The following is a 21,157-nucleotide window of genomic DNA, read 5'->3' as shown; positions in this document are numbered from 1 at the left end:
GAAAACCTTCTTTCAATCGTATATGGAATTTATCATAACATGAAAAATGGTAAATTTAATAATCTTAATTAATAAAATTTCTTGCGCTAATTCTTACAAAATTATTAACTTTCCATATTTTAAAAGGTTTTCATTTTCTATTACCGAAAGTATAGTGCGGTAGATCAAAATTTATATTTGGAGGTTAGAAATATGTCTAAAATTGAAACACCTGTTATGACTTCTTTACAAACCACGGTTGAAAAAATGATGAAGGATTTAAATGTTCCTGGTGTTGCTGTCGCTGTTATAAAAGACGGTGAAGTTATTCTTTCAGAAGGTTTCGGCTATCGTAATATGGAAACAAAAGAGGCTGTTACACCGAATACTCGATTCGCAATCGGTTCCTCAACGAAAGCGTTTGGTACACTTTCATTAAGCTTGTTAGCACAGCAAAAAAAGTTTAATTGGGATGCTCCTGTCCCGTCTTATATACCTAACTTTACTTTATCTGAACTACTTGCTAGCTCACAAGTTACAGGACGGGATTTAGCTTCTCATCGAACTGGAGTGAGTCGTCATGAGGCTCTTTGGTACAGTTCTTCCTTATCTCGAAAAGATCTCGTTGAAAAAATAAAACATTTACCACTTGATGCACCGTTCCGGACTGCATTTCTATATAACAACTTAATGTATGCAACAATTAGCTACATTGTTGAAAACATTACAAATCAAACGTGGGAGCAATACACTACAGAACATATTTTAGAACCTTTAAATATGAGACATACAAACTTCTCTGTTAACGATTCACAAACTACAGATGATTACGCTTTACCTTACATTGAAAATGACGGTGAAATAAAAGCAGTTCCATTCCGTAACATCGATACAGTTGGCGCTGCTGGGTGTATTAATTCCACAATTGAAGATATGGCAAATTGGGTACTTCTCCACTTAAATGAAGGAAAATTTGGAGATCATGAATTAATCTCCTCTGAATTATTACAACAAATGTATACACCACACAATTCAATTCCAGACCAACCGGTTTTATCACTCCCTGAATCTCCATTAAATAGTTACGGTCTTGGTTGGTTTATTAGCGCTTATCGTGGTAAAAAAGTGATTCATCATGGCGGTAATATCGATGGATTTTCAGCGCTTGTTTCATTCATACCAACAGAAAACATAGGCCTTGTTATTTTAACGAATGCTGGAGGAACATTACTTCCTACTTATCTCGCTAATCAAATTTATGACGAACTACTTGAATTAGAATCCATTGATTGGCATAAACGTGCTGTAGAAGATACTAAAAAAATGAAGGAAATGATGAAAGAAGCAACTGAATCCCTCCCTGAACAAATTAAAGGGACTACACCTTCGCACAAGTTAGAGGATTATACTGGTACTTTTGAACATCCTGCATACGGAACATTACAAGTATACAAACGAGATGATTCGTTATATGTACAATTTATGGAAATGGATATTCAATTAGGGCATCATCATTACGACATCTTCTCCACAAAAGTTGACTTATTCCAAATGAAAATGAGCTTATTATTCGCTTATGAAATGAATGTAAGTGGTGAATTCCCATCCCTTCAGTTACATGTACCAGCTACATTAAGTACTCAGCCGCTTACATTTAAGAAAATTAAATAAGTATCTTGATGTTAAAAAATAAAGGTAGGTGCGAATCACACCTACCTTTTCTATTTCATATCAATCTTATCTGGTTGAAACCAAATTGGCTTCGATAACTCAAAGTTATTATGATCCTCTAAAACTATAGTAAGACGCTCTAACATATCATCTAACATATGCGGCGCTGCTCGTAATGTCCAGACAACTGAGGAGAAAACTGTCATGCCAACGTACACCGTGTATAATTTCCAGAACTCCTCTGGTATTTTCCTATTAAAGTATCCTTCTATTTGTCCGATTGAATACGGAATACTAATATCCCTTGCAAACAGTGCAATTTTTACGAAATCATGAATTGGGTCGCCCCAGTCATAGCCATTAAAATCAACAACACCTACATATTTTCCATCCCGTACAATTATATTTTCTAAATGAAAATCATCGTGTTGAAATCGATTCGGGCAGCTCTTTAAATATATTTCATTTTCTTCTATAAACTTTATGATTTTATCATCATTTTTTATTTTTATTCCGCATGTTTTGTATACCTCTACATATTTACTATGTTTTTTCATAGCTCTTTCATACCATGGAAGTATATCCTTAGGAGCTTCAAATGTATGCATTTTTGCTAAATCTTTTCCTGCCTCTATACCAATATCATATTGTTCTTTTGGTGAATACGTAGGCAATAGCTTCTTCGCATCTTCCCCTTCTAAATATGAAAAAATACTATAGCATACACCTTCTTCTTCCAATATACCTATTTCAATTGGCCTTTGTGCCTGTACGTTACGTTTTACCATTTCATTTAAAATTTGAAACTCTATTTTCTTTCTTTCATACTCTTTTATATCGCCTGTCCGAAATAAATATTTTTCATTATTTGCATTCGTAATTACATATTTCTTATCTGGAGAGAAACCTTTAGAAATTTCTTCAATATTCGCTGCATCTTTTACTATTTGTATATTGCTTTGCCGTGCTGTAATTATCTTCATATCTATTCCCCTTACATTTCTGCATTTGGTGTATAGGCAACTTCTACAATAAATCCATTCGGATCGTAAAAATCAATCGTATAGTAACCTTCCGAATAATGATTCATTTCAATTGGACCACGTATTACCTTCACTTTCGTACTAGAAAGAAAATCTGCTACTTCATCAACTACTTCTCTATGAATAGCTTGATAACAAATATGTCTAGGCCCTAACGTCCTTACAATTTCCTCATCTACTTCTTTAAAGTATATTTCACTTTCTCCTGTGCTATATGCTATTTCATTTAACTTTCTCCACCCAATTATGGAAAACAACTTATTATAAAAAGAAATGGACTCCTCTAAATTTGCTACCCAAAATTCAATATGATGAATGCCTGCTCGCAGTGTATTCATATTAAGAATACGCTCCTTGTACTACTTGCACAATTTCCATCGGCTTATGAACCATGTAATCTGGTGCATCTTTTTTCACTGTTTCAATAACATCATATCCCCAAGATACCCAAATTACGTTCACTCCAGCCTTTTTACACGCTGCTACGTCTCGCTGTTCATCACCGACATATAACATATCTTTCTCTGTTATTTTTTTTGATTTCAAAAATCTTTTTATCATTTTATCTTTACCGAACAAATTTTTAGAACAATACACTTCTTGTATATTTTCTATATCATTCTTTTGTAAAAACGCCCGAATATGCTCTTCTGAGTTCGATGATATGACTGCAATTCCGTAGCCTTTTTTATGTAGTTCATCTAATACTTCTTTCATCCCATGGAACAAAACGAGATTTTTTATAGCCGGCTGATATAATTTATAAAATTCCAACGCTAATATCGGTAATTTATACAGTGGTACATTAAGTTGTTTACATCTCTCTGGCATCGTTAATTTACGTAAATATTCAATTTCGTCTTCCTTTACTGCTTTATACCCATGTTTTTCAGCAAGTTGATTATAAATCGGTACAAATATATTTTGTGAGTCTACTAATGTGCCATCAAAGTCAAAAACAATATATTTTTGCATTCCCATACTCCCTTTGCTTCTTTTTTCTAAACCTATGTTATTCAACAACATAGTTGTCTGTCCCTTCTATAAAAATAAAAAAGAACAAGATTTTCTCTTGTTCTTTTTAAGAAAGCCATTTCGGCGGTACATTCGTATTCCAATAAATATTTCCTAACTCATGATGTCCAGAGTATCCATCATCAAAACGGTGGTAATGGAAATTAAAATAATAACCATCTTGCGGTGGATGATCTCTTCTTACATGGAAACGCAATAAATCATTTCCTGATTTCGTATCGTAGACATGAAAAATCTTTTCATTATTCCCACCAGCTGGTTTTTGAGAAATCGCTAATGATTGTAGTGAATCTTCTGGTACATCACTAGCAAGCTCAGCAATTGCCTCTTCAATTTTCGGTAATATTACATCTTTAAACTCATCTTCAATTACTGGACCAATTTTAGTACCAAACTTTTGCATCGACTGCTTCTCTGCTTCTTGCATTGCATAAGTAATAAAAGTATCGGTGGTTAACCTGTCATTCGCTTCTTCATATGTGTAGGACGTGCTCTCCAAACTTTGTTGCCCAGCTGTGCTCGTAGGCTTGTCCGCAGCTTTGGCATTATCAAGTAATATGGAAGGAGGCGTCACTAAACCAAATGTAAACACGGTAATTAGTGCGACTAAGGTTTTTCTAAACCAATTTGGCATTTATGTTCCCTCCCCTTTCACTCATTATTTTTTATATAACGGTGGTTTCTTCTATTATACAAAATGATTGTAATTATTGCACTTTACAATTTTGTTAACGTTCACATATTTTTCACTTGAATATGAAATTGTAAGATTTCATACAATAAAAATACAACAAAAATAAGGAGGCGATCAGATGACTTTAGATGTCATGTATTCCGCCGCAAGTATACTCGTTTTAGTATATTTTATTTATCAATGTGTTACAGACTAGAAAAAGAGCCATCAATGGCTCTTTTTTAATGGTAGAAATACAATCCATACAATCAATAAAATAAAAACAATGCCACCAATCACAGCTGGCAATAAATAAAACCGGGAAAGTATAACTATTCCATATAAAAGTATTGCTGGTAGTAGTAAATAACGATCTGCCTTCCATCTTAACAATAGTAATTTCCCTTCATCACAATATACACGAAGAAACATCTTATTCGTAAATTCAGTCCAATAATCACGTGCATAGCGAGAAATTGCAACTACAGCAAATACGAGAACAATAGCCGCAATCCACCTTGGAGTCATAATTATACTTACAGTACTGATACATACAATTTGAATATAAAATATTCGTGCAGTACTTGTACGGAAAAATTCTTTCAAAAAAGATTCGACAATACGAGAATCAGCTTTTTTCCCTAAAAGTCTTTTAGAGCGAGGAAATATCCACGGTTTTTTATTCGAACTACTCGGTTTAGCCGCATGACCACCAACTTGCATAATTCCGCTCGTCCAGCGCATGCTTTCCTCCTTTTCTTTCTCGATTTCTTTAAAAAAGAACTTTTTATAATTCATTTTCTCTTTTACTAATACACTACTTAAGAAAATTACTAGACCGATAAATAAAATTGAATACAATGGATTTTTATAAATAAAAAATAAACTAATTCCAAAAAAGGACACGCTCATAGAAAATACTACATTTTTTACAATCCATAAAACCCATCGTTTCCCCACATGTACATGAATAAATCTCGTTAACAACGACAACATAAATCGAAATATAGTAAAGAATACCCAAAATAATAGGACTTGTATCCCTGTTACTTCGATACTTTCCATCAACACCGGTAACATAATAACGACTACAATTATATTCGTTATCGCTATTCGAACAAATGTGTACATCATGCCATACTGGACTAATTTTCGCATATGTGTTGCATACGAAATTAAAAATAAACTATCCGCTTGCTCAAAAAATGAACGAACTCCTCTTCCATATGTAATCACATAAAATGCGAGTAATCCTAATCCGAAATAAATCGTCTCTTCCGTTGATAATTCATTTATCCATAGCGATCGATAATAGATTCCCATAAATATAAGTGCTGGAATAATAATATATAATGCGACTGTCCAATCTGTTACCGAACGTATAGACTTCCATTTCCGCTCAAGTTCATGGCGTAATCTCTTATAAAATTGTTGTTTAATCATGTTGTTCACGCCTTACAATTACATCAAAGCAGTCTAATAATGAACTACCCGGCATTTCCGCTAATATTTGAATAGATTCTAAATGTCCATCTGCGACTAATGTACCTTGTGAAATGAGTAAAAATCTTTCACAAATTTTTTCAGCAGTATCTAATACGTGCGTACAAAATAAAATTCCTGCCCCGCGCTCTTTTTCTTTATATAAATAATTTAAAAACTCTTTCGTAGCTACCGGATCTAAACCGATAAAAGGTTCGTCAATGATATAAAAATCTGGCTCAGTTAAAAACGCCAATATTAGCATCGATTTTTGTTTCATGCCTTTTGAAAATTTTGATAAATACTCATGTTTATGCTTATTCATTCGAAAAGTATGTAATAATTGTTCCGCTCGTTCTTCCCAACTTCCCATTTCACTTCCACGAGCTGCCATTAATAATTCAATATGTTCCCAGAGCGTCAAGTAATCATAGTATGTTGGATGTTCTGGTACGTATGCATACGGATTTTTCTTTTCACCGAATGATATTTCACCGTCCATATTTACAAGTAATCCGAGTATCGTTTTAATCGTCGTACTCTTCCCAGCACCATTTGCTCCAATAAGAGCAACTAGTTCACCTTTTTCGATAGAAAAAGCTATATCATGAATTATTTTTTCGCCTATTTCATATCCAGCTGAGCGGATATTTACTTTTAACATGCATTCCCCTTCTTTCCATTTCTAATACAATCAAGGAAAAGAATAACATATAACTATCTATATATCATTATAAAATATTTATTTTCATAGCAGGAAAAAACATTTTTTAACAGAATATTAAATGTTTGATTACATTTTATTGGAGTGGATAATATGTCTTTTCAAATTCGTGAAGCAACGATAGATGATATAGACGCACTTTGTTCTTTAACGAAAGAATTAAAAGGTTCCTCTATTTCCTATGAAGATATGAACAACCGATTACAATTCGTACAAATGAGTCCGTTTGATTTTTTATATGTTTACGAGGAAGAAGAAGCTATATTTGGGTTACTTGGATTTCGTATACGTGAAAATTTAGAAGATGTAACACGTTATGGAGAGATTTCAATTATTAGCGTTGATTCTAACATACGACGGAAAGGCATTGGACAAGTGTTGATGGATTATGCCGAGCAATTAGCAAAGAAACATAATTGCATTGGCACATGGCTAGTTAGTGGAACAAAAAGAGTAGAAGCTCATCCTTTTTACAAAAAATTAGGATATGAAGTAAATGGCTACAGATTTGTAAAACATTTTTAAACTACTTATAAATTGAAGGGACTATAACTATGACAAACATTAAAGCAATTTTCATTGATCGTGACGGTACAATTGGTGGTGACACTACAATACATTATCCGGGATCTTTTACATTATTTCCGTTTACAAAAGCAGCTTTGCAAAAACTAAAAGCTCAAAATATAAAAATTTTCTCTTTCACAAATCAACCTGGTATCGCAGATGGAATTGCAACTGTAGCCGATTTTGTACAAGAATTAGAAGGCTTCGGTTTTGATGATATTTATGTATGTCCTCACAAACACGGTGATGGTTGTGAATGTCGTAAACCAAGTACAGGTATGCTGCTACAAGCAGCTGAAAAACACGGGCTTGATTTAACAAAATGCGCTGTAATTGGTGATCGCTGGACCGATATCGTTGCAGGAGCAACAGTGCATGCGATAACGATATTGGTGCGCACAGGCGCTGGATACGATGCTTTACATACGTACCGAGACAAATGGGCACATATTGAACCAAACTACATTGCAGATAACTTTGAAGATGCAACAAACTGGGTTTTAAATCAACTATAATACAAATGAAAATTTTGATTCACCCGAAATAATTTAAAACATAGTTAAAATAGCCTTTTTGGCAAATAATTGTATTCCACAAAACGGATCACCTCAAAAGGTAGCAAGTTCCCTTTTGATACGCAAACATTGCAATTCAAATTATATTTTTTATTAGTAACAGCAATTAACGTAAAGAAGGAATAGCTTAGTGGCTATCCCTTCTTTATTGACTTCTATTATTTACATTTGTTATCTGTTTTTATTGAGTATTCTCATCGTTTTTATACTCCAAAATATCCCCTGGCTGACACTCCAAAGCTTTACATATCGCTTCTAATGTTGAAAAACGAACCGCTTTTGCTTTCCCATTTTTCAAAATAGAAAGATTCGCCATCGTAATTCCAACCTTCTCCGAAAGCTCCGTTACACTCATTTTTCGTTTTGCTAACATGACGTCAATATTAATAATGATTGTCATATCCGCCACCTCAGACCGTCAAATCATTTTCTGATTTTATGTTAATTGCCTCTTGTAGAAGTCGTTGGAGGATAGCAGCAAAAACGGCGATAACGAGCGAAGCAAAAACGATAATGAGTCCCACTAGCCCAATAGGAGGGTCCATTTTTTTCGCTATAAAATGAAAAAGTGGCAAACTTAATACATACAAACCACTGATTGTAATTGCACAGCGCTTTATATTCTTTAACGCCTTTACTGATAATTCCGAGAACGCTGTGTTCTCATCAATGTACTGTAAAAGATTGAAAGCCTGATAAAGAGCAACGTAAAAAGGCACAGCTGCTCCATACATCACAATGAAAACAAGATATTTTATCGGAGCAATATTAGGATACAAATTTGCTGCGAAATTCGCCATTTCCGGCACTAAAAATATGCATAAAGCAAGTACTGAAATTCCAGCAAGAAAAATAATTACTTTTAAGAACGTTGTTGAACTTCGTTTAAGATTCATTTACAATACCTCACTTATTTAATGGCAACATAATTTTATCACGACATTTATTGTTTAACAATAAATAAATATCGTTTTATTTTTGTCATGTTTTTTAATTTAGGCAAAAATAAAAAAGAATTTCTCATTACAAAGAAATTCTTTTTCTTGAAAATGTCTCTTTCAACTTAATTTTTTAAAACGTTAATTCGTAATGGAAATAACGATTATCTCTCAAATAACCATTTTCAGCGTATAATCGTTGTGCTGATAAATTATCAATCTCCGTTTGCAGCTTTACACCTTTTGCTCCATTTTCTAATGCGTATTCTTTAGCAGCTTCTAATAATTTTTTACCTGTTCCGGCTCCACGCTTCGCCGCTTGTACAAATAAATCATTTAAAATCCATAATTCTTTCATTGAAATAGAAGAAAATGATGGGTATAGTTGCGTGAACCCAATATATTCGCCGTCTTCAACTGCTACGAAAATAACGGACTCTTTTTTCTCAATTCTATTTCGTAAAAATACTTTTGCCCCTTCTAAATCAGAATCTTGCCTATAAAACATGCGATAGTTATTAAAAACTGATGCTAGTCCATCTAAATCTGCAATTGTTGCCTCATATATTCTCATTTTACTCCATTCCCCTTCCAATACTGTCTCATTATATCCGTTGCCCATTTAGGCTGGTGTATTTCTTCTGTCGGCATAAACTCTTTCATTATTGGTTTTATATCCAATATAGGAGTGCCATCAATAGCATCTAATCCCTCAACAATAATTGATTTACCTTCTCTTTTGATCACCTTTACAATTGTTACACCTATGCGATTTGGGCGATTTTTCCCACGCTGTGCAAAAATACCTACTTCAGGATAATCCTTATTATTTCTAGGATGTCTAGCAAAATACTGAATTTGCTCGTCAGTTACTTTATGAAAATAAAAAACAACTTCAATATGAGAAAAATCTTCAACCCCTTGTATACTCTCTTCTGCATACATTTCAGTTAAAGTTATACGAGATCTTACTTCTCCCCACTCATCATCTTTTATTTCCTTTCTTTCATTATGTACAAATGCGATTGGTTGAACTGAAAACATACGCATTCCCCCTTAAATGTAACCACTTACATTATAAAATATTTTCTGAATGTTTTCCAGATATACGAATAAAGTTTACATAATATAATTATACTCTATCTAGAGCTACCTTGACTGCTTCAATTGCATGTATATGAGTTGTATCAAATATCGGGACAGATACGTTTTCTTGCTTTATTAATAACCCTATTTCTGTACAACCTAATATGATTCCCTGTGCTCCTTTTTGCACTAACTCTTCGATGACTCTTTTATAATATTCTCTAGATTGAGATACTATTTTTCCTAAACATAATTCTGTATATATTACTTTATTTATTTCTTTTCTATTTTTTTCTGATGGTACTATTACTTTTATATCATGCTCTTCAATACGTGACTTATAGAAATCTTGCTCCATTGTATATTTAGTTCCAAGCAGACCAACCTTTTGAATGTCTTTTCTTTTAATTTCTTTTGCAGTTGCATCAGCAATATGTAAGACTGGAATATCAATTTTGGCCTTTATTTTTCCAACTACCTTATGCATTGTATTTGTACAAATGATTATAAAGTCTGCTCCTCCCTTTTGTAATGAATATGCCGCATTCCCTAGAATTTCTCCAGCACCATCCCAATCTCCGCTAGACTGACATCGTTCAATCTCTTCAAAATCCACACTATTAATCAAACATTTTGCTGAATGTAGCCCTCCTAATCTCTCTTTTATTTCTTCATTAATAATTCGATAATATTCAGAAGTTGATTCCCAACTCATACCACCTATAAGACCTATCGTTTTCATATAAACACCTACCTAAACTTTTTTTATAAAACTAATAACAACGTTTTATTATATATATTATACACAATAAAACAAGACTTTAAGTTTGGAATATAAAGTCTTGTTTTAACGTAATAATATAGAATAATTGTACTTTCATTTCCAAGGAAATTTTTATAGAATATTCTGAAATTAATAATCTGATATTTTTATAAATTCTTTATACTTATAATTAAAACACTCTCGATACAACTCTTTGATTTCATCATATGATGGAACACGTGGGTTATTAGCTGGGCTACCACTTTCAATTGCATCTGATGCCATTTTAGAGATAGCATTTTCAAATTCAATTTCATCGATACCGTATTCTTTTAAATTTGGAATACGAAGATCATAGCAAAGCTTTTTTATTTCCCCAATCGTATAGTCTGCTACTTCCTCATCAGAATTCGAATACAAATCCTTATTTAAGTTACGTCCAATTTTTGCAAACCTTTTCACTGCACTTGTTTTTGTAAACTCTAACACTGTAGGTAATAGTATGGCATTTGATATTCCATGCGGTACATGAAATAATGCTCCCACTGGCCTTGACATTCCATGAACTAATGTAACTGATGCATTCGAAAATGCAATTCCAGCTTGTAAGGAAGCAATCATCATCGCTTCTCTTGCCTCCATATTATGTCCATCTTCATATGCTATACGTAAATATTTCATAATACTTTCAATAGCTGAAAGAGCAAGTACATCTGTAAGTGGTTGTGAAAATTTAGAAATATAAGCTTCAATCGCATGACATAACGCATCTATTCCTGTTGCTGCCGTAATTTGTGGTGGTAACGAACTTGTCAAAACTGGATCTATAATTGCTACTTTCGGTATAAAACTAGGATGCTTCATCATCATTTTTACATCTGTTTTTTTATTCGTAATTACTGCTACACTTGTAACTTCCGAACCAGTACCAGAAGTTGTTGGAATTGCAATAAGTGGTAGTGGATTGTTTTCTATTTCAATATCCTTTTGGACATAATCCTCAACTTCTCCACCATTTGTATATAAAACCGCTACCGCTTTCGCAGCATCAATACAACTTCCACCACCAATACCGATAATAAAATCGCACTTTTCCTCTTTACAAAGAGATAACGCTTCTAATACGTGTATATTTGTAGGCTCAGCATCCACTTTATTATATGTGCTAACAATAATACCTTTCTTATTTAGTTGTTGCATACACTTTTCAACATATCCTAATTTCTCCATAATTGTATCAGTAACTATAAAAGCTCTTTTCCCTAACTTTTTTGATTGTTCTCCCAGTTTTTCAAGCGAATTCCTTCCATATAATACCGACTTTGGCATACGAAACTCAGAAACCTCTTGCAAGTCCCCCACCCCTTCTTATCCTAATTAATATTTTATAATATAAATTATCGATTTGATGAATCTTTACGATTCAAATTTTTTAATAGAGTCCTGTTAAAGTATAGAATGCGATAACTAAAAATACAGCAACCGTTTTCAAAATAGTAATAGCAAATATATCTTTATATGACTGTTTATGTGTTAATCCCGTTACTGTAAGAATAGTAATAATAGCCCCGTTATGTGGTAGTGTATCCATTCCTCCTGATGCCATTGATACGATACGGTGCATAACTTCTAATGGAATATCAAATTGATTGGCCGCTGCAATAAATTTATCTCCCATTGCGCTTAATACTATTCCCATTCCTCCTGATGCCGAGCCTGTAATTCCAGCTAAAATATTCGTCGTTACTGCACCATTCACTAACGGATTTGTGAAAGTAGCAGAGATGCCATCTCTCATAATTGCGAAGCCTGGAAGTGCTGCAATGACACCACCGAATCCAAACTCAGCTCCTGTATTCATCGTTGCAAGTAGCGCTCCACCAATACTTGTATTCAATCCAGCTTGGAAACCTGTTACTACTCGCTTCCAATATAATAATAACGTTGTTAAGATCCCTATAATAAGTGCCAATTCTACAGACCAAATTCCTACTACTGCACTTAATTCTACTTTTCCAAATGCTTTCATACCAATTGCAGAAAAATCAAAACCGCTTGGATACCACTTCGGTATCATAATAGTAAACACTTTATTCATTACACCTACTAAAATAAGTGGTATAAATGCAATAAGTTGTTGCGCTCTTGTGATTTCAATGTTATTAATTAATGGCATATTTTTTTGTTCTACTTGCAAAGATGCTGCCATTTCAGTATTTCCATCATTAAAACCAAAATATCCTTCACCTGCTGCTTTTGCCTTCTTACGTCTACTCTCTAAATATAGTAAACCTAATGTAAGAACAAAAATTGCTCCTACAATCCCAAGTATCGGTGCAGCATAAATATCCGTTTTAAAAAATGTTGTAGGTATTACATTTTGAATTTGTGGTGATCCAGGTAGCGCATCCATTGTAAACGTTACTGCTCCAAGAACAATCGTTCCAGGGATTAAACGCTTTGGAATATTAGCTTGTCGAAACAACTTAGCTGCGAACGGATAAACAGCAAACACTACTACATACACACTAACACCACTATACGTTAAAATAGCCCCCATTAATACAATCGCTAATATAGTACGTTTTTCACCAACTAACTCAATAATTGTTTTTGCGATAGAATCTGCAATTCCTGACATTTCCACTACTTTTCCAAATATTGCTCCTAATAAAAACACAGGAAAATATAATTTTATAAATCCAACCATTTTCTCCATAAAGATATTAGAAAAGAAAGGTAATACATAACTAGGTTCTGTCAAAAATACTGCAAATAATGCAAATATCGGCGCGAATAAAATAACAGAAAAACCTCTGTATGCTACGAACATAAGTAAACTTAGTGCTAATAATATAATAACTAACTCCAATTTTACCCCTCCATTAAACAGAATATTCTAAATTTTATTGATAAATTTCTACTAACCTTTTAATTCTGACATCCCTCCTCTTATTCATACAAATTTTTATGCTAAAAATGTCTAATTATAATTATTCGATTACATATGAAAAATCCCTTTAAACAGAAACGAATTCATCGTCATACGTTATAAAGGGATTGCTAGAATCTATATTTACTGCTGTATTAAATTTTTCTCTATACAAAAATGATACAGTTCTTCAACATCTTTCACTATGTAGGTCGCACTAACTTCAGTCAGTTCTTTTTCACAGCCATAGCCATATAAAACACCAATTGAAGCAATTCCATTCTGATTTGCACCTATTATATCGTGCTTTCTATCACCAATCATTATCATTTCTTCTTTATTTAGTTCTTCATGTGTTTGTAAAATATGAGCAATTATTTCTTCTTTTTTTATTCTCGTACCATCTAAATTACTTCCAATGATGTCTTCGAAATAATTCGTTAATTGAAAATGCTCTATAACTTGTTTCGCAAATACAGTGGGCTTTGAAGTTGCTACGAATATGCGATTCCCTGAACTTTTTAATTGTTGCAAGAGCTTCAGAATCCCCTCTTATACATTATTTTCAAACAATCCACGCTGCTTTAAATACTCACGGAAGTAAAAAACAGCACGTTCAACCTCTCCTTCACTCATATTATATCTCTCTATGAATGATTGCTGAATAGGAGGACCTATAAATGAATCTAACTCACTTATATGTACTTCTTCAATTCCTACTTTTTTTAATGCATATAAAACCGAGTTTACAATCCCTTCTTTCGGATCAGTTAAAGTTCCATCTAAATCAAATAGAAATGTTTTATACATGCTTCATTCCTCCACTTAATTTGCTGTATAAATAAGTGCTAACATCTCTTCCACTTCTCCCTATTATACTATTATTATCTATTTTTTCGAAAAATCAATTTCCCTATGTCACATACTTTCAGTTACAAAATACGATAGATATGATACAGTAAAAAAGTTACAATTATTTTAATAGAAACTGGTGAAACAAATGTCAATTACGTTAATTTTTATAATGGCTTTCACAATTGTGATCCACGCAGTTGAAACAAGCTCTTATAGTATTCGATTAGCTGGAGTACGTTTAAAGAAGATTGCGGTTGCCTTGTCTGTTGTAGGAATGGTGTTACTTATTTCAAGAACATCAAACTTACTACAAGCCTTTTTAATCGGTGGTATTGTCGATGAAGCAAAACTAGATTCTTCTATTAATTTAGAGCATATTATACGACTCGTACTATTATCGGCTTCTATCGGTACTTTAATCGCGATCATTCTTTATCCAACTTTGACAAAATTATTTGGATATGTCATTCAAAACTTTGAAACAGACGGTTCTTTCATTCGAATGATGAAAACGAATAACATTCAAAAATTAAAGTACACAAAAAAATATGTCCGTTTTCCAAAGTTAGAAATGATTCATAGACTGCGTATCGGTGGTATTCCAAAGCGTATTATGCTTATTAACATGTTTGCTACTGCTATTTATACAGCAGGGGTACTTTCAGCCCTTTACGCTTCTTTTTTAAATCCAGATTATGCAACAAATGCAAGTACAGCTTCTGGCCTTGTAAATGGTTTCGCCACTATTTTATTAACTGTATTACTCGATCCACGCATTGCTCTTTTAACAGAACGTGCTCTACAATCAGAAAGCGGCGCTGAATCTATGAGTAAAATGTATGGTTGGCTAATGATTTCTAGACTTCTCGGCACATTATTAGCACAACTGCTATTTGTACCAGGTGCTTACTGGATTTTATGGATTATTGAACTGATGCATTAATTTACTAGAAAGGTGAATTTATCAATGAAGATCAAAACAGAGAAAGATATAATTCGCTTAATAGAAAACGACGAATGGATGATGAATGTATTACAAATGGCAAAATCACTAGAGCTACCTGATTGGTGGATTTGTGCCGGATTTGTTCGTTCTAAAATTTGGGATACTTTACATGACTATGAAGCTAAAACGGCTATGCCTGATGTTGATGTGATTTATTATGATAGTCTACATCAAGATGAGATATACGAACAATCATTAGAAACGAAATTAATGAATATTGATGCTACTATCCCTTGGTCTGTAAAAAATCAAGCTCGTATGCATGTAGTGAATAATATGCCACCATATTCTTCTTCTGTTAATGCTATTTCTAAATTCCCTGAAACAGCAACGGCTTTAGGAGTTACACTTGATGAACTAAACAACGTTATCTTAACAGCCCCATGTGGTATTGAAGATGTCCTTTCCTTACAAGTGAAACCAACAGCTCATTTTCTTGAATCGAAAGAACGATTACATATGTACAAAAACAGAGTTATAAAAAAGAATTGGCAAAGTAAGTGGCCTAACATCACAATCACATATCCAGAAATTTAGAAAGGGTGCCTCTCATTTATAGAAGCACCCTTTTCTTCATTTCAAAAAATGTATGACTGTTTCTGCAAATCTATCTGCTTCCTCATAATGAGGTGAATGACCGCTCTCTTCAAATACGATATACTTGCCGTTTCGGGCATCTTTATTAAATGTTTTAATTTGTTCTTCACACGTTACTACATCATGTTTTCCTACTATTAATAACATTAGATTTTGTACATCTTTTATTTTTGATAATAATGATGTATGACATGCTCCCTCTAATTTTAATCTATCAAAGTGAATTTTGGAGCGATTTGAAAATATTTCCCACTCTTCATCACTGTATAAACTCTCATCTGTCCTATTTTCCTTATTATTGTAAATCTCCATTCTTTTTTCTTCTAATTCAGCGCTTAGTCTTATATAAGCTTCTAACAACTCTTCTGAACTAGCATCGCTAGATGAATAAGCAAAGCATTCTTTTGCTATTTCTTCTTTTCCATACTTTTTTAATAAATGTCCTGTCTTTTGTAACAAAGCCCTACTTGTTAATGCAAAATTAAAAGTTGGTCCTTCAAATATTATTTTCTCTATTGAACTTGGATATATCGACGCATAAAGCAATGCTACATATCCACCGAAAGAGTGTCCAATTATAGACCACTTCTCAATTTGTAATACTTTTTTTAATTCCTCACAGTCTTCAATCAAATCATTTAATCCAAAAGCTTCGTCTTCAGTTATTTCTTCTGAGCGACAAACACCTCTTTGATCTATTATAATTACATATAGAGAATCTTTTAAACGTTCCGCTTGATGAAATGAAAAATCATAACAACTTTCTCCTGGTCCACCATGCAAGTATAAGACTGGCTTATTTTTAGGATTTCCATGTGTTTCAACGTATAGCTTTTTCCCTCTAATATTCATGTATTTCCCTGCTTCTATCAAATTTTCCTTTATAATCACCACCCCCCTTTTTTTACTGAATATTATAACATTTAATATTAAATAATTCCTATTACATTTAAGAAGACGATAATTATTGCAAGTGGTGCTACAAATCGAAGTAAAAATGCCCAACAAGTAAATACTTTCTTTCCATAATTTCCACCTACAAAAAACTCTGCTTCTAGTACCTTCTTCTCCATTTTGAATGAAACGAAAATACTAATAAATAGTGCTCCAAGTGGCATTAATATATTACTAGATAAAAAGTCTACTGCATCAAAAATATTCTTTCCGAAAATCGTAATATCACTCCATACTCCAAATGATAACGCTGATGGTATACCTACCAAGAAAATGCCGAAACCGATCATCCATGATAATTTCGTTCTCTTTTCTTGTTCACCATTTGCTAATGCTGAAACAACAGTTTCTAGTAGAGAAAATGCTGATGTTAATGTCGCAAATGTAAATAGTGCAAGAAATACTGTTAAGAAAAATCCACCGAATGGGATTTGACTAAATACAGATGGTAATACGATAAATAGTAATCCAGGTCCTTCTGTTGGCTCCATTCCTAATGAAAATACGGCTGGAAAAATAGCAAGACCTGCAAATAATGAAACAAATAAATTTAATCCAACAATTGTTATTGCTGATTTTGGTAAACTTTCTTTTTTATTTAAATAGGAACTATACGTAACCATAATTGAAATCCCGATACTAATTGCAAAGAATGATTGCCCCATTGCGAACAAAATACTTTCCGAAGTAATCTTTGAGAAATCTGGTTGTAAGAAAAACTTCACACCTTTCATTGCATCATCAAGTGTTAACGAACGAATAATAAGAGCGACAAATAAAACGAACAATGCTGGCAACATATATTTACTTGCTTTTTCAATTCCGTTTTGTACACCCTTTGATACAACCCATATCGTAATGAACATAAAAGCGAAATGTCCCATAATAGCCCAAGCAGGATTCCCAATTGTTTCAGTAAATAATGTACCGTAATTTTGTCCTGGAGTAATCAGTTGTCCAGTTATTCCTCTGAATAAATAAATTAATACCCATCCACCTACAACACTATAAAACGAAAGTAGTATAAAACAAGTTCCAACACCAAGGCGTCCAATCCAATGCCATCCCGTATTTGGTGCGATGCTTTTAAATGCTCCAACTGCTTGTTTCTGCGTACTGCGTCCAATCATAAATTCAGCTATAAGTAGCGGTAGTCCAATTAAAACAGTAAATAATATAAATATTAAAAAGAACGCTCCTCCCCCACTCTTCCCAGCGATATAAGGGAACTTCCATATCGCACCAAGTCCAATTGCTGATCCGGCTGCCGCCATTATAAAACCTAATTTCGAAGTCCATTGCTCCGTCTGTTTCATCTCATTTTCCTCCTAATTAAATCTTTTTATATAAATAAATAAATTTTATAAACCTATTCAAATAAACCCTCCATTTCTTCTTCCATATAATAAAAAAATGGCCTAGCATCTCTATATAAAGAGACGCTAAGCCATTTACTTAACGCGGTACCACCCTTATTGATTCCATTATGAATCCACCTTAGTAGTAATCGTTTGATTACAAACCTAATATCGAAGGTTAACCGTTAAGATTTACTAAGAATGTAATTCCGTTCCACCTTACTGCTCCTAGGCGAGTTCAGGATGTTATTTGACTATGTCACACCAACCCATAGCTCTCTGTACAAATACATGACCTTACTACTCCTATTCAACACATTTTAATATTTAGAATATATTTTCTTTTGAAATTAATATGAAGTATATCTGTTATATTTGTAACTGTCAAGGGTATATTGATTTTTTTGTCGAAATGGTTCATATTTCAACTGACTTTTACTAAGCTTATTAGAAAAAGAAAGAGTCTATATTTTCACCTTTTCAAACGAACTATAAAAAAAGAATCTTCGCGATAATCGCGAAGATTCTTTTTACGGTATGAGACGAGTACAATCTCTCGGAAAAGCACTCGCCTCTCGTACATTTGTTAATTCTAAAAGTTTATATACAACCCTTTCTAACCCAATTCCGAAACCTCCATGTGGTGGACAACCATATCGAAATGTATTTAAATAAGATTGAAATTTATCTGGGTGTAATCCTTTTTCTTTAAACGAAACGAGTAACATTTCATAATTATGAATTCGCTGTGCCCCTGACGTTATTTCTAATCCTTTATATAATAAGTCGAATGAATCAGTAATAGCTGGATTCTCTTTATTCGGCATCGTATACATCGGTCTCGCTTTTTTCGGATAATGCGTAATGAAAACAAATTCACTATTATATATTTCCTTCACATATTTCCCTAGTAACTTTTCACCTTCTGTATCTAAATCCCCTACAGGAGATTCTTTACGATACTTACTTTTCAAAATTTCTTGTGCTTCTAACAATGTAATTTTAGGTATTTCAGTAATAACAGGTACTTCTATTTGTAATAGTTGTAGTTCTATTTCACATTTTTTCGCTACTTGTTGAAACATATATCGTAAAACATCCGTTTCTAGTTGCATCACTTCATAAAAATCATGAATAAAACCAAGCTCTACGTCTAACGATATATATTCATTCAAATGACGGGAAGAATTATGATGTTCCGCTCTATATACAGGTGCAATTTCAAAAACTCGTTCTAACCCACCTGCCACCATCATTTGCTTATAGAACTGTGGTGATTGTGCTAAATAAGCTTCTTTTTGGAAGTATGGAAGCTTAAAAACATTTGCTCCTCCTTCTGCCCCTTGCGAAACAATTTTCGGCGTAAAGATCCGTGTGAAATCGTTCTCTATAAGAAATTCACTAAAGCTTTGAACGAGTGTAGATTTCACTTTAAAAATCGCTGCGGTTCGCTCATGCCTTAATGATATTACTCGCTCATTAAGTAGTTGATCTAAGCCAACTTGTAACTTCTTTTTATTTATTTCAAATGGAAGTGGCTCTGCACTGTTTATTACTTTCACTTCATGAGCAAGTACTTCAACACCCAATTCTGTTTTCGATGTCTCGACTATTTCACCAATTACGTGGACGACACTTTCTACATCAACTTTATATCCAGCCAATTCATTTTCTAATACACATTGAATTACTCCTGTTCTGTCCCGTAATAATAAAAAACTAACATTTCCAAGATGTCGAATCTTTTTTACCCATCCTTGAAGTAATACAACCTTTCCACTTTGCTTTTTACATTCTTTTGTGAGTGAACGCTTCATTATTGAATCCATTATTTTTCCCTCCAGTAATTTTATATTTATTTACGTTATTGTTGTCATCGTCATCATCCACGGTCACTCACCCCCTTTCAAAGAATACAAAAATCCGCCCCTATAAATAGGGACGGATTTTTTTCCGCGGTACCACCCAAATTGTCATACTGACCATCTTAGCCCTGATAACGGTAGGTACCGTTTGCTTTTACTAATAATCACGTTCAAAGCAACACTCACAGGTGTCTTTCCATCATGCGGTATCGCAACCTTTCCAGCAACTGGCTGCTCTCTGTAGACCTTTGCACCATGTACTTTTCCTGATCATCACTTTTTATATTTACAGAGTATTCTAACTCCTTATCTTATAAAACGCAAGCTTTTTTTGAAACATTCTGGTTTTATAACTCCTAACTTCTTCTAAAGTGTGAAAAGTTAATTTTGTAATACATATTCTTATGTATTACATCCAAAATTACACCTTTAATATTTTCCAATTTTTACATAAAAACTAATTCATTTACGCATATTAATAAAAATTTTAAAGCGAGGTGTGTATATGCAAAAAGCAATTAGTTTCTTTCTCCTTTTGTTTTGCTTAATTGTAGTAAACGAAACGTATGCCTATTCACCAAAATCTTTACCAATCTCTCAAAACTCTGATCAATGGCAAGTGAATATTGATAAACCGAAAAAAACAAACAAGAATATGCTTCAAGCTAAAAAAGATGAATTTCAAACATATCATTTTTCAGTAAAGAATGTCGGGAATAGTGAAGTATATAATGTAAACGTCGAAGTATTCCGCAACGAACCAAATAAGAAAACGAAATATGAACTCTTTTCCCTAAAGGAAAGTCGTTTGGCAAGTGGAAAAACTGGATTTGAACACGCTAATTTACCCGTTGCTACAAAAGCAGATGAAGTTGATGTTATTATTACATGGCAAGAACACCCATTCCGATCGATGCGAAATGGTCAAAAAGTTGAATCTAGAAAATTTAAAGAGCATTTTGTTTTTAAAGAAGCTAAAAAGTAAATGGGATACGGATATATTCACACTATCATTGATATAGCTTTATTTACTAGTACCAGTTCTTAAGCAAAT

The 21,157-nt window shown here is 33.3% G+C and carries 22 protein-coding genes, 1 pseudogene and 2 other annotated features; of the genes and pseudogenes, 6 read left to right on the top strand and 17 right to left on the bottom strand.

All coding sequences use genetic code 11. The annotated features are described in order from the left end of the window. The first annotated feature begins 192 nt into the window (after positions 1–192). Positions 193–1,650: a serine hydrolase gene (locus ACS2CR_RS04875; protein WP_000034354.1), complete on the top strand. Its 1,458-nt coding sequence runs from the start codon at positions 193–195 to the stop codon at positions 1,648–1,650. A gap of 50 nt (positions 1,651–1,700) precedes the next feature. Here ACS2CR_RS04875 and ACS2CR_RS04870 read toward each other — a convergent pair whose 3' ends face one another. The 6 genes from ACS2CR_RS04870 to ACS2CR_RS04845 form a co-directional block, all read right to left on the bottom strand. Further along, on the bottom strand, positions 1,701–2,633 hold the full coding sequence (locus ACS2CR_RS04870; RefSeq protein ID WP_153602415.1) for an aminoglycoside phosphotransferase family protein: 933 nt from the start codon (positions 2,631–2,633) through the stop codon (positions 1,701–1,703). An 11-nt stretch (positions 2,634–2,644) separates the two neighbouring features. Next, positions 2,645–3,031: a VOC family protein gene (locus tag ACS2CR_RS04865; protein ID WP_001094662.1), complete on the bottom strand. Its 387-nt coding sequence runs from the start codon at positions 3,029–3,031 to the stop codon at positions 2,645–2,647. A gap of 1 nt (position 3,032) precedes the next feature. Next, positions 3,033–3,668, bottom strand: coding sequence for an HAD family hydrolase (locus ACS2CR_RS04860; RefSeq protein WP_153602414.1), 636 nt, complete (start codon positions 3,666–3,668; stop codon positions 3,033–3,035). Between the two features lie 106 nt (positions 3,669–3,774). Next, positions 3,775–4,362, bottom strand: a complete 588-nt coding sequence (locus ACS2CR_RS04855; RefSeq protein WP_001134420.1) for a YpjP family protein — start codon at positions 4,360–4,362, stop codon at positions 3,775–3,777. Positions 4,363–4,629: 267 nt separating this feature from the next. After that, positions 4,630–5,844: an ABC transporter permease gene (locus ACS2CR_RS04850; RefSeq protein WP_000595447.1), complete on the bottom strand. Its 1,215-nt coding sequence runs from the start codon at positions 5,842–5,844 to the stop codon at positions 4,630–4,632. Further along, positions 5,837–6,547, bottom strand: coding sequence for an ABC transporter ATP-binding protein (locus ACS2CR_RS04845; protein ID WP_000921902.1), 711 nt, complete (start codon positions 6,545–6,547; stop codon positions 5,837–5,839). Before ACS2CR_RS04845 ends, ACS2CR_RS04850 begins: the two co-directional genes overlap by 8 nt. Positions 6,548–6,700: 153 nt before the next feature. Between ACS2CR_RS04845 and ACS2CR_RS04840 the strand changes: the two genes are divergently transcribed. Beyond that, positions 6,701–7,132, top strand: coding sequence for a GNAT family N-acetyltransferase (locus ACS2CR_RS04840; RefSeq protein WP_000009776.1), 432 nt, complete (start codon positions 6,701–6,703; stop codon positions 7,130–7,132). A gap of 29 nt (positions 7,133–7,161) precedes the next feature. Further along, positions 7,162–7,689 carry an HAD-IIIA family hydrolase gene (locus ACS2CR_RS04835; RefSeq protein ID WP_000181777.1) on the top strand — a complete coding sequence of 176 codons (528 nt, stop codon included), beginning with the start codon at positions 7,162–7,164 and terminating at the stop codon, positions 7,687–7,689. 241 nt (positions 7,690–7,930) lie between these two features. Here ACS2CR_RS04835 and ACS2CR_RS04830 read toward each other — a convergent pair whose 3' ends face one another. The 8 genes and pseudogenes from ACS2CR_RS04830 to ACS2CR_RS04795 form a co-directional block, all read right to left on the bottom strand. After that, positions 7,931–8,149 carry a helix-turn-helix domain-containing protein gene (locus ACS2CR_RS04830; RefSeq protein ID WP_000152534.1) on the bottom strand — a complete coding sequence of 73 codons (219 nt, stop codon included), beginning with the start codon at positions 8,147–8,149 and terminating at the stop codon, positions 7,931–7,933. A 10-nt stretch (positions 8,150–8,159) separates the two neighbouring features. Further along, positions 8,160–8,645 (bottom strand): DUF2975 domain-containing protein, encoded by a 486-nt coding sequence (locus ACS2CR_RS04825; protein WP_053512297.1) that lies wholly within the window; start codon positions 8,643–8,645, stop codon positions 8,160–8,162. Positions 8,646–8,820: 175 nt separating this feature from the next. Beyond that, a complete protein-coding gene (locus tag ACS2CR_RS04820; RefSeq protein WP_001223866.1) occupies positions 8,821–9,261 on the bottom strand; it encodes a GNAT family N-acetyltransferase in 441 nt (146 codons plus the stop codon). Then, positions 9,258–9,731 carry an SAM-dependent methyltransferase gene (locus tag ACS2CR_RS04815; protein WP_000493255.1) on the bottom strand — a complete coding sequence of 158 codons (474 nt, stop codon included), beginning with the start codon at positions 9,729–9,731 and terminating at the stop codon, positions 9,258–9,260. The genes ACS2CR_RS04820 and ACS2CR_RS04815 overlap by 4 nt, the downstream gene beginning before the upstream one ends. An 88-nt stretch (positions 9,732–9,819) precedes the next feature. After that, on the bottom strand, positions 9,820–10,515 hold the full coding sequence (locus ACS2CR_RS04810) for an aspartate/glutamate racemase family protein (protein ID WP_000848569.1): 696 nt from the start codon (positions 10,513–10,515) through the stop codon (positions 9,820–9,822). Positions 10,516–10,686: 171 nt separating this feature from the next. Further along, on the bottom strand, positions 10,687–11,889 hold the full coding sequence (locus tag ACS2CR_RS04805) for an iron-containing alcohol dehydrogenase (protein WP_016109887.1): 1,203 nt from the start codon (positions 11,887–11,889) through the stop codon (positions 10,687–10,689). Between the two features lie 79 nt (positions 11,890–11,968). Next, on the bottom strand, positions 11,969–13,408 hold the full coding sequence (locus ACS2CR_RS04800) for a GntP family permease (RefSeq protein WP_000424327.1): 1,440 nt from the start codon (positions 13,406–13,408) through the stop codon (positions 11,969–11,971). A 204-nt stretch (positions 13,409–13,612) separates the two neighbouring features. Next, a pseudogene (locus ACS2CR_RS04795) lies at positions 13,613–14,278 on the bottom strand (HAD family hydrolase). Between the two features lie 190 nt (positions 14,279–14,468). Here ACS2CR_RS04795 and ACS2CR_RS04790 point away from each other — a divergent pair. Next, positions 14,469–15,266, top strand: coding sequence for a lipid II flippase Amj family protein (locus ACS2CR_RS04790; protein WP_000028915.1), 798 nt, complete (start codon positions 14,469–14,471; stop codon positions 15,264–15,266). Between the two features lie 24 nt (positions 15,267–15,290). Next, positions 15,291–15,866: a nucleotidyltransferase family protein gene (locus ACS2CR_RS04785; RefSeq protein WP_000695357.1), complete on the top strand. Its 576-nt coding sequence runs from the start codon at positions 15,291–15,293 to the stop codon at positions 15,864–15,866. 36 nt (positions 15,867–15,902) lie between these two features. Here the strand turns inward: ACS2CR_RS04785 and ACS2CR_RS04780 are convergent, their stop codons facing one another. From ACS2CR_RS04780 to aspS, 3 genes are all read right to left on the bottom strand, one after another. Continuing rightward, positions 15,903–16,778, bottom strand: a complete 876-nt coding sequence (locus tag ACS2CR_RS04780) for an alpha/beta fold hydrolase (protein ID WP_002100944.1) — start codon at positions 16,776–16,778, stop codon at positions 15,903–15,905. Positions 16,779–16,855: 77 nt separating this feature from the next. After that, entirely contained in the window at positions 16,856–18,196 is a 1,341-nt protein-coding gene (locus ACS2CR_RS04775; protein ID WP_000814539.1) for a sodium-dependent transporter, read from the bottom strand. A gap of 116 nt (positions 18,197–18,312) precedes the next feature. Next, positions 18,313–18,561, bottom strand: a binding site (T-box leader). A gap of 207 nt (positions 18,562–18,768) precedes the next feature. Further along, positions 18,769–20,067: an aspartate--tRNA(Asn) ligase gene (gene aspS, locus ACS2CR_RS04770; protein WP_053512298.1), complete on the bottom strand. Its 1,299-nt coding sequence runs from the start codon at positions 20,065–20,067 to the stop codon at positions 18,769–18,771. 105 nt (positions 20,068–20,172) lie between these two features. After that, positions 20,173–20,386, bottom strand: a binding site (T-box leader). Between the two features lie 222 nt (positions 20,387–20,608). On the opposite strand from aspS, the gene ACS2CR_RS04765 reads away from it, so the two are divergent. After that, positions 20,609–21,088 carry a hypothetical protein gene (locus tag ACS2CR_RS04765; RefSeq protein WP_001167912.1) on the top strand — a complete coding sequence of 160 codons (480 nt, stop codon included), beginning with the start codon at positions 20,609–20,611 and terminating at the stop codon, positions 21,086–21,088. The last annotated feature ends 69 nt before the right edge of the window (positions 21,089–21,157 follow it).

Origin of the sequence: Bacillus cereus group sp. BceL291 (genome assembly GCF_051776705.1) — a bacterium.
In the GTDB taxonomy this organism is placed as follows: Bacteria; Bacillota; Bacilli; order Bacillales; family Bacillaceae_G; genus Bacillus_A; species Bacillus_A cereus.
Note: the sequence above shows the minus strand (reverse complement) of the source record. Positions and strands in the feature narration are given on the sequence as shown.